Source organism: Streptomyces sp. Mut1, from assembly GCF_030719295.1.
GTDB lineage: Bacteria > Actinomycetota > Actinomycetes > Streptomycetales > Streptomycetaceae > Streptomyces > Streptomyces castrisilvae.
Genome location: NZ_CP120997.1, coordinates 7,526,553 through 7,542,016, shown reverse-complemented (window position 1 = coordinate 7,542,016; position 15,464 = coordinate 7,526,553). Strand labels below are relative to the sequence as shown.

Genomic DNA, 15,464 nt, shown 5'->3' with positions numbered 1-15,464 from the left:
AATTTGCGGTGCTGCGGTGACAGGTTTCTAGCAGGCGACGTTTTTGTCAACGGTTCGCGCAGCGGCTGTCGTTGACCGGCGTGCGCCCGCCTCTGCCAGACTCGCCCCATGGCTGAGAACGACCCTGAGCACGGCTACCTGCTCGACAACCGGCAGACCGAGGCGGGGGTCCGCTTCGGTGCCCTGAGCGAGCTCTTCGATCCGGTGACGTTCCGCCATGTCGACGCGCTCGGGATCGGCGCCGGCATGCGGTGCTGGGAGGTCGGCGCGGGCGGGCCGTCCGTCCCCCGGGGCCTGGCCGAGCGCGTCGGCCCGGGCGGAGCGGTGGTCGCCACCGACATCGACGTGTCCTGGACCCAGGACGTGGCCGGGGGCGTCATCGAGGTGCTGGCGCACGACGTGGCGGCCGACCCCCCGCCGGGCGGCGGCTTCGACCTCGTCCACGCCCGGCTGGTCCTGGTGCACGTCGTGGACCGCGCCGAGGCGCTGCGCCGGATGGTCCGGGCGCTGCGGCCCGGTGGCCGGCTGCTCCTGGAGGATGCCGATCCCGGGCTGCAGCCGCTGCTGTGTCCGGACGAGTCCGGCCCCGAGCAGCGGCTCGCCAACCGCCTCCGGTCCGGATTCCGGTCCCTGATGGCGGCGCGCGGAGCCGACCTCGCGTACGGCAGGACCCTGCCCAGACTGTTGCGGGAGGCGGGCCTGGAGGACGTCCGGGCCGACGCGTACTTCCCGATCACCTCACCGGCGTGTGCGGTCCTGGAGGCCGCGACGGTCCGGCAGATCCGGGGCCGTCTGGTGGCGGCGGGGCTGGCCACCGACGAGGAGATCGAGCGCCATCTGGCGAACGTGGCCACCGGGCGCATCGACCTCGCCACCGCGCCGATGATCTCCGCGTGGGGGCGCCGCCCGTAAACCCCGTCCCGGGGTGGTGCGGTTCGGGGCGCGTTCATCCCTTCGGCTGGACCTTGGCCGTAAACGCCGCGAGCCGCGTCGGCTCTGATGGTGAATGGACGCGTATGCCGGATTCGGCACCACGGGCCCCGGCCCGTGGCCGGTGTCCGGCGGCAGCCCCCACAAGCACAAGGAGCGTGAAACCACCGTGGACAACGCAGACAGCGAGCCGCAGAGCGTGCAGAGGGTGTACGCGGAGCGGTTCGCCGCCGACCTCGCCGCCAACCGCTCGGAGCAAGGAGAACTCACCGCCCACATCGCGGAGTTGCAGGAGCGTGTGGGGCAGCTGAAGGAGGACGAGGGCTGGCTCGTGGGGATGCGGGACGCGCTGCCCGGTGAGGCCGCGTCACCCCGGCCGTCCCTCACCGCGGAGGCCGGCACCGCGGCGGTCGGCAAGGACGCACCGGCCACCGGAGCCGTCCCGCAGCCACGGCCGGCCAAGGGCTCGCAGACGACGGCCGCCCGCCCCGGGCCCACCGGCAAGGCATCGGCCGCCACGAAGGGAAGCCGGCGCAAAGCACCCAGGAAGGCGGCGGAGAAGAAGGGTGCGGCGGCGGGCGCTCCCGGGGCCTCCGGTGCCCCGCTGCACCAGCTGATCCACGCGCTCATGCCGGCCGGTGAGCCGCAGTTGGCGCGCGAGATCCACGTGGCCCTGGAGAAGGCGCACCCGGATCGTAAAACCTCTGTTCAGGTGGTGCGCAACACCCTGGAAACCCTCGTCAAGAAGGGCCTCATCGGCAAGAGGATCCAGAAGGGGGCGGCCATGTACACCGCGACCGGGCCGGCCGGCACGGCGCCGACCGCCGGACAGCGGGCACGCGCGGGGGCCGCGGCAGGATCCTGAAGCGGCCACGGCACAACCGGGTCGTCCCGCGCCGCCGGCGGCGCGAGGCCGGCACCGACGCGGTCCGGCCCCCTCGGAGCGTGCTCCGAGGGGGCCGGACCGTTGTGCTGTGGCGTCAGGCGGCCGTGATGTTCTCGGCCTGCGGGCCCTTCTGGCCCTGCGTGATGTCGAAGGTCACCGCCTGGCCCTCCTGGAGCTCACGGAAGCCGGTGGCGTTGATGTTCGAGTAGTGCGCGAAGACGTCCGGCCCGCCGCCGTCCTGCTGGATGAAGCCGAAACCCTTTTCGGCGTTGAACCACTTGACGGTTCCGCTGGCCATGCCGGTGCCTCTCAGTCGATATCGGGAGCCGCACCACGCGGTCCCGGTGGCGTCGTGTGTCCACCCTGCACAGCAAGGCGCCCGCGCCGGAGCACGGGCAGGTTCGGCGAACCACGACTTCCGGCAGTGACGCTACATGGCGAAACCGCTCTCCACCAGAGAGCAACGAGTTCGCGTCGCACCGGAATACGAAGGAAGGCGCTGATGGGGCGGCGCCCGCACACGACCGCCCGCCGGTGAACCACCTGGGCGGCCGGAGGCTCCCGCTCCCCCATCGAACAGGAGTCCTGCTTGAAGTTGCATGTAGTGGCAGCTGTTTGAGCAACTATTGACACGATCGAGCCCATGTACTGCACTGAGCGAGCACGCTTGTCATGTTCACCTTCACTGACTGGAGTTGCGGTTCATGTCGGAGAGAACACACCGGTCCCACGGATGGCGCACGGCCCTCACAGCCGTGGCCGCAGCAGTCGCGCTCTCGGGAGCCCTGGTCGTACCCGGCGCCCAGGCCTCCCCCACAGCCACCAGCCCGAGCGGCAACGCCCTGGCACTCACCCCGCCGATGGGCTTCAACAACTGGGCACGGTACGGCTGCGACACCGACTCCCCGAACACCGGGGACCAGGGGCCGAGCCAGCAACTCATCCTTGAGCAGGCCCAGGCCCTGGTGGACACGGGGCTGGCGGCCAAGGGCTACGACACCGTCACCATCGACGACTGCTGGACCACCACCGCTCGCGACTCCGAGGGGAATCTCGTCACCGATACCGAGAAGTTCCCGCAGGGCATGGCGTACATCGGCAGCCGGCTCCACGAGATGGGTCTGCGGTTCGGTATCTACAGCGACATCGGCACGGCGACCTGCGGCGGCTTTCCTGGCAGTTGGGGCCACTTCCAGCAGGACGTGGACCTCTTCGCCGCCTGGGGTGTGGACTACATCAAGCTCGACGGCTGCAACATGCCGTCCTCCGCCTCCGACGCCGACGGATACATCGACGCGTACGGCGACTTCGCGGCCGCGATGAGAGCGAACTCCTCGGGACGCGACATGGTGTTCTCCGAGTCGTCACCCGCCTACTTCTCCATCGGCGCCACGGACCTCTCCGACTGGTACGACGTGATCGACGGGGCTTCGAGGACCGGGCAGCTCTGGCGCGAGGGCTACGACGTCAAGATGCGCAACGGCGGCGGATCCGCCTGGGACAAGAACAGCAACGGCGCCGGAGTCATGACGCAGTACGGCTACAACTCGCTCCTGTCGCGCTACGCGGCCCCCGGCAGCTGGAACGACCCCGACTTCCTCATCACCGGTGACGGGCTGACAGCCGAGGAGTCCCGCTCCCAGTTCGCCCTCTGGGCCATGATGGCCTCGCCCCTCATCCTCAGCACGGACGTCGCCTCGCTGAGCACCGACTCGCTCGCCACCCTCGGCAACACCGACCTCATCGCCATCGACCAGGACCCGCTCGGCAGGCAGGCGGGTGTCGTCTCCCGGGACGGCACCGTCGACGTACTCGCCCGGCCCCTGGCCAACGGCGACCGCGCGGTATCGCTCCTCAACCGCGGCACCACGGCCGTCCCCGCGAGCACCACCCTGTCCGCGGTCGGCTTCCTCGGCGGCGCGGGCTGCTCGGCATCGGTCAAGGACCTCTGGACCGGGGCCACCACGACCACGTCCACGATCGGGGCCACCCTGCCCCCGCACGGCACGGCCGTCTTCCGGGTCACCCCGGGCGCGGGCTGCACCGGCCAGCAGCCGACCGGGCAGATCACCGGCATCGGCGACAAGTGCGCCGACGACAGCGGCTCGGGCACAGCTGCGGGCAACCCGGTCATCCTCTTCCACTGCACCGCGGGAGCCAATCAGCGCTGGACGCTGCCGAGCGACGGCACCGTCCGCGCGCTGGGCCAGTGCCTGGACGCCGTCCACCGGAGCGACAGCACCTACACCGGCTACCGGGCCGTCCTCAACCCCTGTGACGGCGGCTCCACCCAGAAGTGGTCGTACGAGCGCAACGGCTTCCTGGAGAACACCGGCCTGCCCGGTCGATGCCTGGACGCGTACGCCTCCGTGACCACCGACGGCAACCCCCTGATCGTCGACACCTGCGCCAACTCCCGGCCCAACCAGCAGAACCAGATCTGGGCCCTGGCCGAGTAGCGCGGGCAGGAGGGAAGGCGGTCCCGGAGGCATGAAGAAGGTGCGGTCGGCAGGGGGGCTGCCGACCGCACCGAGATCCGCCCCGCCTCGGTCCGGGAGATCGAGGTGGGTGACGGAAAGAGCCAGATCAGCGGACCATCCTGCGAAGGATGCCCCTCGGAGGGACGAAATACGGTCTGCTGGTCAAGCCCTTCCCGCCACCGTTCTGAACGGGCACGGAATTCCGGCTGCAAGCACTGCCAGGAGAGGACAGCAGGAAATCCGCACGTCAGGCACGGGCCGGCAGTTTCGAGGGGCCGCAGGCCAGTGCCTCACGCCGTCCAGCATGGAAGGTAAACAGACCGTTTTCTACGTCCAGTTTTTAGCGCTAAGCCACGTCGCGCCAATTAGGCTCACGCCCGCGCAACGTGGCCCTAACGCGGGGGATTTGATCGCATGACCAGCACCGACAAGGCAGCACTGCGGACTCTTCTGAGAGTCCGTCGTGCACTGATCGACCCCACAGGGCACGGTTTTCACCGTTCGTCCGGCCAGGGGCGCCGTGCGCCCGGCCTCTCGCAGCACCAGGTCGACCAGCTCCTGCACCGGACACCCGGTACGTACCGCCGCCTCGAATCCGGAGCGTGGCCGAGGCCCGACACCGGCTTCCTCCGTGATGTCGCGATGCTCTTCGCCCTCAACGAGCAGGAGTGGGTGTCGCTGTGCCGGTACGCCGGTATAGGCGACCCGCCCGGACCGCTCACCTCCCGCTCGGGCAAGGAGGTGCCCGGTGTGTGGCAGGAGGCCGTCGACGGGATGACCCATCCCGCGTACGTCACCGACGCCTCGTGGGAGCTCATCGCGCACAACAGGGAGTTCGCCCGGCTGTTTCCCGGCGGGCAGGTCCCGGCGAACACGATGCGGTGGATGCTGCTGGAACCGCAGGGGCGTTCCATGCTCATGGACTGGGACCGGGCCTGGGCCCCCCTCGTCGTGCCCCAGCTGCGGGCGGCGCTCGCCAGCCGGCCCGAGGACGAGGTGCTCCGCCGGATCGAGAAGGACGTCCTGGCCGACCCGCAGTGCGCGCCGATCTGGGACTCGGGCAGTGCGCACATCCATCCCGACGGCGACGAACGGCCCATTCGCCACGCCGTCGACGGGCCGGGCTGGGTCACCATGTGCGCGGCACAGCCCATGGCCGCACCCGGCGCGCGCCTGATCGTTCTCATCTTCCATCCCGGAGCGCGCCGCGCGCACTCCCGGATCCCTGTTCTGCGCGCCCCCTGACGTCTTCCCTCCGGCTTCCGCGATGCTCTGATCAGGGCATCGCGGCCTCTCGTGGCTTAGGTTGTGCCCTACCCCCACAACGTCGCCGCAACGTGCCCGCCGGAGGATGTCGTGCCCGCCTACATAGCCCGCCCCACCACCGTGTTTCCCGCCCACAAGATCACCACCGGAGAGATCGCCGACGACATCGGCGCGCATCACCCCGGCCACCCCCGGCTCGCCGCGATCCTCCGGATCGTGGCCAACACCGGTGTCCGCAGCAGGTACTTCACCCGGCCGCTGGACGCGCCGACGGTGTCGGGGAACGCGGGGGTCGCGGAGCGGGGTACCACGGCCTTCGGCGACGCGGTGGACATGGCGGAGCGGGCGGCGCACGGCCTCCTCGGCACGTACGGTCTCGGCCCCGGTGACGTGGACGCGATCATCACGACGCACTCGACGGGGTGGGCCGTGCCGAACATGGACATCCATCTCCTGGACCGTCTCGGACTGCGGCCCGGGGTCCGGCGGATCGCTCTGACATCGTTGGCATGCGCGGGTGGCGCCCAGGCGCTGATCCGGGCGGTCGACATGGTGACCGCGAGACCCGGCTCGACGGTCCTCGTCGTCGCGGCGGAAGTCATCTCCGCCGTCTACAGCCATGAGGACGACGCCGTCGAGCACATGATCTACAAGGCGCTGTTCGGGGACAGCGCCGCCGCCGTTCTCGTCACCAGCGAGCCTCTGGGCCCGGGCTTCCGTGTCGACTCCCCGGCCGGCACCTACGAGCACGTCCTGCCGCAGAGCCTGACGCGCTACGCCGGCCGCGTCGATCACACCGGTTTCCACTTCGACAGCACCAAGGAAGCGCTGAGCGCGGCCGACGACGTCCTGCCCGATCTGCTGGCGTGGCTCGGCCCGTCCGTCGTCGGCTTCGGGGTCATCCACCCCGGCAGCGCCCGCATCATCAGCGACACCGCGTCGGCGCTCGGCCTCGACGCCCACGACACCCGTCACTCCACCGCCACCCTCCGCGACGAGGGCAATCTCGGCGCGGTCTCCGTGCTGCGCATCCTCGAACGCACGCACGCCGAGCCCCCGCATGACGGCGCCACCGGAGTCATGGTCGCGTACGGACCGGGGTTCGCCACCGCCGCCCTGCGCGGCACCTGGACCGCCTGAGCGTCCGGCCCCGAAGGACCGGAGCGGTGCGCGAGGGAATCAGGCCGCCGGGCGCGGCAGCCGCCGGTAACCGGAGCCGTCCTTGTTCCGGCCCAGCAGCCCGCCGACGACCAGGTAGCGGCGGAGCGCGGCACAGTCGTCATGGACGGTGCGCAGAGCCTCGTTGACCTCGCGTTCCGTGTAGGTGCGCCCGGACTCGAAGAGCGTTTCCGCGAGGTGGACGAGGAGTTGTTCGCGGCGGGCCGTCTTGCGCGGGATCGCGGTGAGGCGGCCGTGGGAGAAGAGGGCGTGCACGCCGTGGCTGCTGCTGGTCTGCTGGTCGGACATGGCGCCGAGCCTGGCAGGGGGCCATGGCGGGGGGCAACTCGTTTCCGTCGGCCGCGTGCGGGCCCGGACGGGTGGCTGCTCGGGTTGACGGGTGGTCGGGGAGCCGGTTTGCTGACGCGATGACCGATCTTCGTATCGAACAGGTGGACGGCGACGCCGCCCTCCTGGACTGGCAGTTCGTCCACAACGCCATCATCCCGACGGCGCCGCTGTCATTCGCGGAGGTGGGTGAGCGCGCGCGGCGCAACCGGCTGTGCGTCGCGTATCGGGATGATGTCCTCGTGGGCTGTTCGACCGTGCGGCCGCCCACCGCGGACGCCTCGGTGGCGACCGTGATCGCGCGCGTCCTGCCCGCCCATCGCGGGCTGGGATTCGGCGGGGAGCTGTACACGCATGGTCTGACGCTCGCCAGGGGGCTCGGCGCCGGGGTGATCGAGACCTGCGTCCTGGAGTCGAACCCCGAGGGGCTGAGGTTCGCGCTGAGCCGGGGTTTCGTCGAGACGGAACGGTACGTACTGCCTGGTGACACCGTGCCGTTCATCGATCTCCGGCTCGCCTGACGGCCCCCGGCACGGCACGCACGAGCCCGGGGCCCGCCGTCACGTCCGGCAGGCCCCGGGCCCGGTGCTGGTGCTGGTGCTGGTGCTGGTGCTGGTCAGGCTGTGTGGAGCGTCAGCCCGTACCGGTTCAGGATCTCGTTGATCGGCTGGTGCCAGGTCTCGCCGCCCGAGGCGCAGTCTCCCCATCCGCCCGAGGTGACGCCCTGCGCCTGGTCACCACTGATGAACGAGCCGCCCGAGTCTCCGGGTTCGGCGCAGACACTGGTCTTCGTCATCTCGTAGACGGCGCCCTGGCTGTAGTTGACCGTGTCGTTGGTGGCGAGCACGTTGCCGCAGTGCCAGTGCGAGGTGGAGCCGGAGCGGCAGATCGACGCACCGATGGGGGCCACGTTGGAGCCCCGCACGAGCTGGTCGGAGACCGTTCCCCAGCCGAGGACCACGGGGACGGTCCACCAGCCGTTGCCGACGCTGACCCACGCGTAGTCGTCGCCGGGGAAGGAGGAGCCCTGGAAGTTGCCTATCGCCGAGCCGTCCCAGCCACTGACTCCGGCGCCTGCCTGGCCGCAGTGGCCGGCCGTGACGAAGCCGCCGTACACGGAGAAGCCGATGGAGCACCGCACGTTGCCCGTGTAGTACGGGTCACCGCCCACGGTTCCCGCCGAGAAGGTCCGGGGTGCCTCGGCGGTGTGCTCGACCGTGACCGGACCGGTCTTCTCGGCCCGCTCGATGAACTTCTGGACATCGTTGTCAGACTGCTTGGACGCGACGACGCCGATGACGACCTTGTTGACGCGCGGGTCGACGTGCCAGCTGCTGACGCCCGCCGGGGCGTCGAGCTTGTCGAGCTTCGCCTTCACCGAGTCGAGGCGCTGCTCGGTGTGGGTCACGAGCCGGACCGCGGCGCCCGTCGCCCGTACCGCCGCCGCCTGCTTGTCGTTGGTGACGGCGACGGTGAGGTCACCCGTCGCGGGGTCGAACCAGGAGCCGCCGTACGAGGCCCCGGCCGCGTGGCGCGCCTTGGGCTGGAGTGCGGTGGCGGTCTTCTCGGCGGAGAGCCGCGCCCTGGCCTGGCCTTCCGTCAGGCCGAGGTCCCTCTGCATGGCGGTGAGCAGCCCGTCCGAGGCCGGCGCGGCGGCGCGGGACGGGGCGGCGGGGGTGTCCGCGGCGGAGGCCGACGGGAATCCGGCACCCGCCCAGGCTCCGGCGAGGAGCACGACGGACAGTGCGGTTCTCAAGGCTGTGGTGCGTCTCAAGGTTTTGGCCCTTCTGGTGTTCCGGCTGGGTGGGGGAGGAACAGCAGGCGTCCGAGGCGTCTCTTCTGAGAGCGCTCTCAGAGTGTGCCGTTCGGGACTGTAGCCGAATACATGTGAGCAGGTCCATGCCAATGACATGAGTGGCCGTACGGTCCGCCCGATGAGTAGGCGTACTCATCCCCCCACACGCCCGACGGTCCTACTGTCACATCGGACACGCGGGCAGGTCCGGGCGCAGGGGCGTACCGGGATACGGAGCGGGCATGGGCAGATCGTCGAGAACACGCAAGGCCGGAGCGGGAGTTGCCGGCGCGCTGGCGTGCGCGCTCGCACTGGCGCTCACGGGGTGCGGGGTGGTGAGCACGAAGGAGGACCGCAAGTTCGCCGCGAAGCTGGCCGACACCTACTACCCGGGTGTTCTCAAGGTGATCGAGGCCCACAAGCTGTTCCCGCAGGCGGGTGGTTCGGAGATCACCTTCGCGATGACCGACGACCCCGACGCCGTGGTCCGCATGAGGGTGGACGCCGACGCGGGCACGTGCAACACCCACACGTGCCGGGGTGTCATGGACGACGCGGTGGAGCGCGGGCGGCGGGAAGCGGCCGCGCTGCGGGTGCTCGTGGACACCTTCCGGCGCTGCGGCCACGAGGTGATCGCGATCGAACCGCAGACCGGTGCTCCGTGGATCGTCGCCTCCCCCGCCAATGCCACGGTGACCGCCCTGCTGAAGGACATCGGCTCGTGCGTACGGCAGTGGAAGGAGGAGGCGGGCAGCGGAAAGGAGGGGACCGAGGTGAAGGGCGCCGCGGTGAACCTGGCCTCGCCGTCCGTCGCCGAGGGCCGGCCCAGGGGAAAGAAGTCGCAGCCGACGGCGATGCGGCTGGGCTCGACCTCCCTGCTGGCGGCCCTGACCTCGCACAACTACTACTCGGTGGGTTACGCGGCGACGGACGGACGCATCGACCCCGCTTCCGGCAGCGCCCGGATCGTCCGGCCGTTCGAGGCGCGGGAGAAGTTCGCCGCGGCCGTGCACGAGGCCGTGGGGAACCGGCTCCGGGCGACGTACCCGCGCGTGCAGGTCAGCGACTACGACTGGGTGTGGCGCCTGGAGCCCGGGACCGTCGACCGGGTCACCGGTTACGTGCTCTACTGCGAGGAGCCGGACGGGGACAAGTCGTGCCTGGGTGATCAGGCCGTGCTGGTGACCACGGATCTGCACGGCGAGCCGCTGGGCGAGCTGCGACACGTCGGCAAGGTGCGCGAGGGCCGGGGACCTCTGCGACTGCCCCCGATGTGACCCCCTGCACCGCCGTCTCCCCCGTCAGGTGAGGGCGGGACGGTAGGTGTACGTGCCCCACAGCGCGCGGACCGACGCGCTGTCGCGCCAGTGGCCCGGCGCCGCCGACGCGCCCTGCGCCCCCCACACCCGGACATGGCCGTCGCCCGGTTCCCAGCCCGGATCGCCGGTGGCCGCGAAGCCCGACCAGGCCGCGGTCATCAGCTCCGCGAGGCGGCGGTCCCCGGGCGTCGGCGCGCCGCCGATGAGGAAGTGAACGCTCTCCTCGTCCACGTTCCCGAAGGCGAAGGGCACGTCCGCGCAGTGCCAGGCGCGCACCCTCGACCGTCCTTCCCCTCGCCGCCGGTCGAACCGGGACAGGAACACCCGGCCACCCGCGCGGGCGTGCGCGTCGGCGAGCCGGTTGCTGTACTCGCCGAACATCAGGTCCCCGTAGACCGCGAGGTGGAGTTCGTACGCGCCGGCTTTGGGCATGAGCGCGCGGTATCCCTCCATCAGCGGGCCGGGGAGGCCGAAGTCGGAGGCGAAGCGCCGGAGCCGCTCGGCCGTGGCGACGTCGGCGCTGCTGCCGACGGCGTCCATCAGCCAGTACTCCTCGGTGGTGTGGCAGACGAGCAGGTCGATGTCCCGGGCGGTGCCCTCGGCGATCAGGGCCAACGGGTCGTCGCGCAGCAGGTGCCCGTCGGCGACCGGCCCGTAGACCACCGGGTCCCAGTGCAGCCGGCCGGAGTCCGGGTCCTTCCGATACGCCTCGGTGACCGCGTCGGACGCCCTGACCAGCGCCTGCGGGGACGCTTCGGCCAGTGCGGCGCCGGTCGCCGGGACGCCCGCCTCGGCGGCCACCCGTGCGGTGACGCGCCCGGCGAGCTCAGGGGCGAAGCAGGGGCCGACCGCGCTGTGCGCGATGACGCGGCGGAAGAGGCCCCGGGCGCCGTCCATCGTCATCAGGCAGACCGCGGCCGTGGCGCCGGCCGACTGTCCGGCCAGGGTGACGTTGTCCGGTGCCCCGCCGAACGCGGTGATGTTGTCGCGGACCCATTCCAGCGCGGCGATCTGGTCGAGCAGTCCCCGGTTGGGCGGGCAGGCGTCCGTGCCGTCGGCGGGTACGTGGCCGAAGCCCTCGAAGCCGAGGCGGTAGTTCAGGGTGACGACGACCAGTCCGGTGCGGGCGAGCGCGGCGCCGTCGTAGTCGGGCTGTGCGCCGGAGCCGAAGGTGTAGGCGCCCCCGGGGATCCAGACCAGCACCGGCAGCGGGCCGGACGCGCCCGCCGGCGCCCAGACGTTGAGGCTCAGCACGTCCTCGTCGCCGGGCGCCCAGGACGGGGCGCCGGGCAGCTCTGCCGACTGCGGCGGGACGGGGCCGAAGACCGTGCAGTCACGGACGCCCTCCCAGGGCGCGCGGGGGCGCGGCGCCCGGAAGCGGTTCGCGCCGAACGGGGGCTCGGCGTACGGGATTCCGAGGACGGCGACGACTCCCCGCGCCGGGCTCCGTCCGCGTACCCGCCCGCAAACCGTCTCGTACACACTGCTCATCAACGCCTCGCCGCTGCCCTTCACTGTTCGCCCCCCCCCCCCCCCCCCCCCCCCCCCCCCCCCCGGGCGGAGGCGGTGCTCAGGATCACGTACCGACCGGCCTCGGCGCGAACCGATTAAGCGGGGGTGACGAGGGCGAGGCCGCGTGCGGGCGGTGTACGGGAGCGGTGTCAGCCGGCCTGGCCGATGGCGCTGCGGAGCATGGCCACCGTGGTCGCCGCCGCGTCCCGTTCCGCCTCGTCGCCGGTGGCCCGTACCCGTTCCTCCAGCAGCACCACCGCCGCCTGGAGCACCCCGACGCGCACCGGAACGCTGCGCATGGCCGTCAGCACGGCTGCCGCCTGTTCGGCCGGCGAGGTGGTCGCGGCCTGCGGGATGAGGGTGGAGATGCCGCGCCCGAGCGCACGGTCACGAGGCGGCTGGGCCGCGGGTGTGGTCACCACAGAAGTCTGCCGCACGCGGCGCGCCGAATCGGTCAACGACCTGGCCGCGCCCCCGCGGTGTCCGGCGCCCCGTCGTGCACGCGGCGCAACAGGGCCGTCAGCCGGGCCCGTTCACGGGCGTTCAGCGGGGCCAGAACCTCTTCCTGCACCGACAGCGCGTCCGCCTTCAGGCTTTCGAGCAGGGCGCGGCCCTCGGGGGTGACGGTGACCGTGACCCGCCGCCGGTCGGCGGCGTCGCGGGCCCGCTCGACCAGACCCGCCGCACCGAGCCCGTCCACGATCTTCACGACGTCGCTGCGGTCGATCGAGAGCCGCCCGGCCAGCTCCCGCTGCACATGGGGGCCGAAGTCCGTCAGCGCGGCGAGCACCGCCATGTGCCAGAGCCGCAGCCCGCGTTCGGCCAGCCGGTCGGCGAGCCGGCCGCGCGCCGCCTTGCCCGTCTTCGTCATGAGGTAGGTCGTGAGTCCCAGGAGGCTGGGCGGGGTCTCGTTCACCGGACATATCGTAGGGCCGCACCCATGATGGGTGTGCACCTACTCAGGACGGGTCAGTTGCGCGCCCAGGTACGCATGGCGGAGCGCGAGGAGAAGTTCGCGACGTCCTTGTCGAGCGGGTGGTCGGTGTACTGGTGGATGCGCCAGGACGCCTTGACGCGCGGCTTTCCCGCGGTCACGTAGTCGGCGATCCAGAGCCCGTCGCCCGCGTAGGACGTGGTGTCGTGATTCAGCCAGAAGTAGCGGTTGCAGTAGAGCAGGACGCGGTGGTGCGGCCGCAGGCGTTTGACCTCGCGGATGAAGCGGTCCTTCTCGGCGTTGCTCGCGTGGGTGCCCTCGCCGTTCTGCTCCCAGTCCACGGCGAGCAGATCGCCCGCCTTCTCGGGCGCCTTGCTCACGAAGTACTCGGCCTGGGCCGCGATGTTCCCGGGCCACAGGAAGTGGTAGAAGCCGACGACGCAGTCGGCGTCGCGGGCCCGTTTCGTCTGGTCGGTCAGACGTGGATTGACGTAGGAGCGGCCCTCGGTGGCTTTGATGAAGACGAAGTCGAGTCCGTCCGCGTCGAAGGAGGACTGATGGGCGCTGACATCGACACCGTGCAGCATGGGGCACCGCCTTTACAAATGACTAGCACTGTTCCGGTTACCTTCCCCCCGCATCCGCTCCTCACCCCCGCGATGGCCTCACCGAAGCGTGAATGCGCATGTGTGCCGGGGCGCGCGCTCCGGCACACATGCGCGGGCCGCTCACTTCTCGGCGCTGTCCCCGGCCTCGGGCGCGGCCGGGAGGCTGTCCATGAAGGAGCTGACGGAGAACACGGCCTGCCCCGGTCCGGGCGGGCCGTAGCCGGGGGGCGAGCTGAGCCCGTACTCCTCCATCGTCGCGCGGTAGGCCTCCAGGAGCCGGATGTGGTACTCCAGCGGCGCACCGTCCGGGTTGGTCCTGCCGAGCGGCGTCGTCGGCTCGGGGCACCAGGTGGTGAAGCGCGGAGTGATGCCGTGCGACATGAAGAAGCGCAGGCCCTCGGTGGTGGAGTCGATGGCCTCCTTCACCGTGGTGAAGCCGAACGGCTCGGCCATCTCCACTCCGGCGACGAAGTTGGGGATGACGTTGCGGGCGCCGAAGACGTCGGCGGAGTCCAGGATGCGGCGGTGCCACTCGTCACGGCCGACGTAGCGCTCCTTGCCGGGGCAGTACAGCTCGAACAGCCGGCGGTCCCACACCTCGTAGTTGGGGTGGTAGATCTGCACCCCGTAGTCGTGGAAGCGCTGGACGTCGGCCTTGGGCAGGGCCTGGGCGACGACCTTGCCGATCCAGCGGCCCGGGAAACGCTCCTCGATGGCCTTGGCGTACTGGCCGTAGAAGTCCGCCTCGTCCCGGCCGCCGATGTGCGAGGTGATGGCGCCGCCGGTGAGGGTGTACGCGGTGGAGGTCTTCGCCGTGTCGTACCGGTCGATGACGGCGAGCGCCTCCAGGACCTCCTCGACGGGCTTCACCCCGGTGTACGGGCGGCCGGCCGCCTTGTGCTGGCGCCAGTTGTGGTTGATGTCGCAGTACTGGCACTCCTCCTTCGCGCCGAAGTACTGGCAGACGCGGAAGACGGTGAGGTAGACGAGGTAGCCCCACTGGATGGTCGGGGCGACCTCCATCACGGACTTGCCGTTGGCGAGGGTGTGCCGGTAGTAGTCCGGCATGGGCGGCAGGCCCACGTCGGAGATCCGCCTGCCGTCGAGGTAGAGCCCGAGCACGCCGTCGTCGTCCGCCGCGACCCGGTAGGGGGACGCCGGGTTGACCCGCACCGAGACGACGGTGCGCCGCAGTTCGTACGGGCCTCCGGTGAGCACGATCTCCTCCGGGGGGCGGCGCAGCGCGGCCGCGCCCAGCTCGGGCAGGGTGCCGTGGTCGAAGGAGAAGATGAAGTAGGACTTCGGCTTGACGTCGCCGTCCTCGTTGTCGCTGAGCGCGGACTCGTCGAAGGCGAGACCGCCGCGCAGCAGGTCCTCCTTGATGACGGCTTCCCGCGGCACGTGCGGGAACTGCTCCATCAGCCGCTCGATCAGGCGGGTGCGGCCGGTGTCGGTGCCGCCGGGCTCGGTGCGGCTGGGGTCGGTGCGGCTCGGCATGTGCGGGCTCCTCGGTCGGTCGTCGGCGGTGTTGCGGGTGCGACGTTCTGTGCAACGAACCACGGCCGCGGGGCGTTCTCGTTCCGGCTGCCGGATCCGTCACTCCCCGCCGCCGGATCCTAAGTGACCGGTCAGTAAGGTGTGGGGGCGGGAGCCCGTCGGCCGTGCGGCCGGCCCGACGCCCGGTGGTGACCGCAGCCGGCCGCGGAACGGAAGTGCCCCATGCCCCGCACCATGACCGTGTCGGACAGCATCGTCGTGCTCGCCGATCCCGCCGATGTGTACGCCCGGCTGAGCGACCCGACGGCGATGGGCCGCTGGAGCCCGGAGAACCGGGGAGCGCGGGTGCGGGGTGAGCGTCGGGACGCGTATGTCGGCATGGTCTTCGACGGCCGCAACAAGCGCGGCCCGGTGAGCTGGACGACGCGGTGCACGGTGACGGCGGCCGATCCGGGCCGCAGGTTCGCCTTCCGGGTCCATGCGATCGGTGTCCGGCGGCCGTTGCTGCGCGGGCCCATCGCCACGTGGGAGTACCGCTTCGAAGCCGTGGAGGGCGGTACCCGGGTCACGGAGACCTGGACCGACGACCGCAGGGCCTGGCCCGATGCCGTGGCCAACGCCTTCGACCGGGTGGCCACCAGGGGGCACACCTTCGCCGTGTTCCAGCGCCGCAACATCCGCACCACGCTCGAACGCCTCAAGGCGGCGTTGGAGACGCCGCGGTCCTGACG

At 71.1% G+C, this 15,464-nt stretch carries 16 protein-coding genes; 8 read left to right on the top strand and 8 right to left on the bottom strand.

The features are described 5' to 3' along the window. Window positions 1–108: 108 nt before the first annotated feature. The gene (locus tag P8A18_RS32670) at window positions 109–912 is read left to right on the top strand and encodes a methyltransferase domain-containing protein (RefSeq protein WP_306060456.1); all 804 of its coding nucleotides are present in this window, start codon (window positions 109–111) and stop codon (window positions 910–912) included. A 187-nt stretch (window positions 913–1,099) separates the two neighbouring features. Next, window positions 1,100–1,795 carry a hypothetical protein gene (locus tag P8A18_RS32665; RefSeq protein ID WP_306060454.1) on the top strand — a complete coding sequence of 232 codons (696 nt, stop codon included), beginning with the start codon at window positions 1,100–1,102 and terminating at the stop codon, window positions 1,793–1,795. A gap of 115 nt (window positions 1,796–1,910) precedes the next feature. Here P8A18_RS32665 and P8A18_RS32660 read toward each other — a convergent pair whose 3' ends face one another. Further along, window positions 1,911–2,114 (bottom strand): cold-shock protein, encoded by a 204-nt coding sequence (locus P8A18_RS32660; protein WP_018552900.1) that lies wholly within the window; start codon window positions 2,112–2,114, stop codon window positions 1,911–1,913. Window positions 2,115–2,571: 457 nt separating this feature from the next. Here P8A18_RS32660 and P8A18_RS32655 point away from each other — a divergent pair, with 457 nt between their 5' ends. The 3 genes from P8A18_RS32655 to P8A18_RS32645 all read left to right on the top strand — a co-directional run bounded on the left by P8A18_RS32655 (window position 2,572) and on the right by P8A18_RS32645 (window position 6,702). Beyond that, complete coding sequence (locus P8A18_RS32655) at window positions 2,572–4,275, top strand: ricin-type beta-trefoil lectin domain protein (protein ID WP_306060451.1); 1,704 nt, start codon at window positions 2,572–2,574, stop codon at window positions 4,273–4,275. A gap of 435 nt (window positions 4,276–4,710) precedes the next feature. Further along, window positions 4,711–5,541 (top strand): helix-turn-helix transcriptional regulator, encoded by an 831-nt coding sequence (locus tag P8A18_RS32650; protein ID WP_018552902.1) that lies wholly within the window; start codon window positions 4,711–4,713, stop codon window positions 5,539–5,541. Between the two features lie 111 nt (window positions 5,542–5,652). Continuing rightward, window positions 5,653–6,702 (top strand): beta-ketoacyl-[acyl-carrier-protein] synthase family protein, encoded by a 1,050-nt coding sequence (locus P8A18_RS32645; RefSeq protein WP_306060449.1) that lies wholly within the window; start codon window positions 5,653–5,655, stop codon window positions 6,700–6,702. A 39-nt stretch (window positions 6,703–6,741) separates the two neighbouring features. Here P8A18_RS32645 and P8A18_RS32640 read toward each other — a convergent pair whose 3' ends face one another. Continuing rightward, window positions 6,742–7,029, bottom strand: a complete 288-nt coding sequence (locus tag P8A18_RS32640; protein WP_306060447.1) for a DUF2087 domain-containing protein — start codon at window positions 7,027–7,029, stop codon at window positions 6,742–6,744. Between the two features lie 119 nt (window positions 7,030–7,148). On the opposite strand from P8A18_RS32640, the gene P8A18_RS32635 reads away from it, so the two are divergent. Continuing rightward, window positions 7,149–7,589, top strand: a complete 441-nt coding sequence (locus P8A18_RS32635) for a GNAT family N-acetyltransferase (RefSeq protein ID WP_306060445.1) — start codon at window positions 7,149–7,151, stop codon at window positions 7,587–7,589. Between the two features lie 95 nt (window positions 7,590–7,684). Here P8A18_RS32635 and P8A18_RS32630 read toward each other — a convergent pair whose 3' ends face one another. Next, window positions 7,685–8,842: a S1 family peptidase gene (locus tag P8A18_RS32630; RefSeq protein WP_445978203.1), complete on the bottom strand. Its 1,158-nt coding sequence runs from the start codon at window positions 8,840–8,842 to the stop codon at window positions 7,685–7,687. A gap of 263 nt (window positions 8,843–9,105) precedes the next feature. Here P8A18_RS32630 and P8A18_RS32625 point away from each other — a divergent pair, with 263 nt between their 5' ends. Beyond that, the gene (locus P8A18_RS32625; protein ID WP_371933743.1) at window positions 9,106–10,140 is read left to right on the top strand and encodes an SCO7460 family lipoprotein; all 1,035 of its coding nucleotides are present in this window, start codon (window positions 9,106–9,108) and stop codon (window positions 10,138–10,140) included. Window positions 10,141–10,164: 24 nt separating this feature from the next. On the opposite strand, the gene P8A18_RS32620 is transcribed toward P8A18_RS32625, so the two are convergent. From P8A18_RS32620 to P8A18_RS32600, 5 genes are all read right to left on the bottom strand, one after another. After that, window positions 10,165–11,673: a carboxylesterase/lipase family protein gene (locus tag P8A18_RS32620; RefSeq protein WP_306060440.1), complete on the bottom strand. Its 1,509-nt coding sequence runs from the start codon at window positions 11,671–11,673 to the stop codon at window positions 10,165–10,167. 170 nt (window positions 11,674–11,843) lie between these two features. Beyond that, on the bottom strand, window positions 11,844–12,113 hold the full coding sequence (locus tag P8A18_RS32615) for a hypothetical protein (protein WP_306060438.1): 270 nt from the start codon (window positions 12,111–12,113) through the stop codon (window positions 11,844–11,846). A 35-nt stretch (window positions 12,114–12,148) separates the two neighbouring features. Further along, window positions 12,149–12,610, bottom strand: a complete 462-nt coding sequence (locus P8A18_RS32610) for a MarR family winged helix-turn-helix transcriptional regulator (RefSeq protein WP_306060436.1) — start codon at window positions 12,608–12,610, stop codon at window positions 12,149–12,151. 53 nt (window positions 12,611–12,663) lie between these two features. Continuing rightward, on the bottom strand, window positions 12,664–13,215 hold the full coding sequence (locus P8A18_RS32605) for a glycoside hydrolase family 25 protein (RefSeq protein ID WP_306060434.1): 552 nt from the start codon (window positions 13,213–13,215) through the stop codon (window positions 12,664–12,666). 141 nt (window positions 13,216–13,356) lie between these two features. Beyond that, window positions 13,357–14,733, bottom strand: a complete 1,377-nt coding sequence (locus P8A18_RS32600) for a radical SAM protein (protein ID WP_306060432.1) — start codon at window positions 14,731–14,733, stop codon at window positions 13,357–13,359. A gap of 222 nt (window positions 14,734–14,955) precedes the next feature. Between P8A18_RS32600 and P8A18_RS32595 the strand changes: the two genes are divergently transcribed. Further along, window positions 14,956–15,462 carry an SRPBCC family protein gene (locus P8A18_RS32595; protein WP_306060431.1) on the top strand — a complete coding sequence of 169 codons (507 nt, stop codon included), beginning with the start codon at window positions 14,956–14,958 and terminating at the stop codon, window positions 15,460–15,462. Window positions 15,463–15,464: the final 2 nt, after the last annotated feature.

Coding starts and splice junctions, on each gene's coding strand:
- P8A18_RS32605 (WP_306060434.1), bottom strand. CDS start 13,215: ATGCTGCACGGTGTCGATGTCAGCGCCCATCAGTCCTCCTTCGACGCG.
- P8A18_RS32635 (WP_306060445.1), top strand. CDS start 7,149: ATGACCGATCTTCGTATCGAACAGGTGGACGGCGACGCCGCCCTCCTG.
- P8A18_RS32650 (WP_018552902.1), top strand. CDS start 4,711: ATGACCAGCACCGACAAGGCAGCACTGCGGACTCTTCTGAGAGTCCGT.
- P8A18_RS32620 (WP_306060440.1), bottom strand. CDS start 11,673: ATGAGCAGTGTGTACGAGACGGTTTGCGGGCGGGTACGCGGACGGAGC.
- P8A18_RS32595 (WP_306060431.1), top strand. CDS start 14,956: ATGCCCCGCACCATGACCGTGTCGGACAGCATCGTCGTGCTCGCCGAT.
- P8A18_RS32670 (WP_306060456.1), top strand. CDS start 109: ATGGCTGAGAACGACCCTGAGCACGGCTACCTGCTCGACAACCGGCAG.
- P8A18_RS32660 (WP_018552900.1), bottom strand. CDS start 2,114: ATGGCCAGCGGAACCGTCAAGTGGTTCAACGCCGAAAAGGGTTTCGGC.
- P8A18_RS32640 (WP_306060447.1), bottom strand. CDS start 7,029: ATGTCCGACCAGCAGACCAGCAGCAGCCACGGCGTGCACGCCCTCTTC.
- P8A18_RS32600 (WP_306060432.1), bottom strand. CDS start 14,733: ATGCCGAGCCGCACCGACCCCAGCCGCACCGAGCCCGGCGGCACCGAC.
- P8A18_RS32625 (WP_371933743.1), top strand. CDS start 9,106: ATGGGCAGATCGTCGAGAACACGCAAGGCCGGAGCGGGAGTTGCCGGC.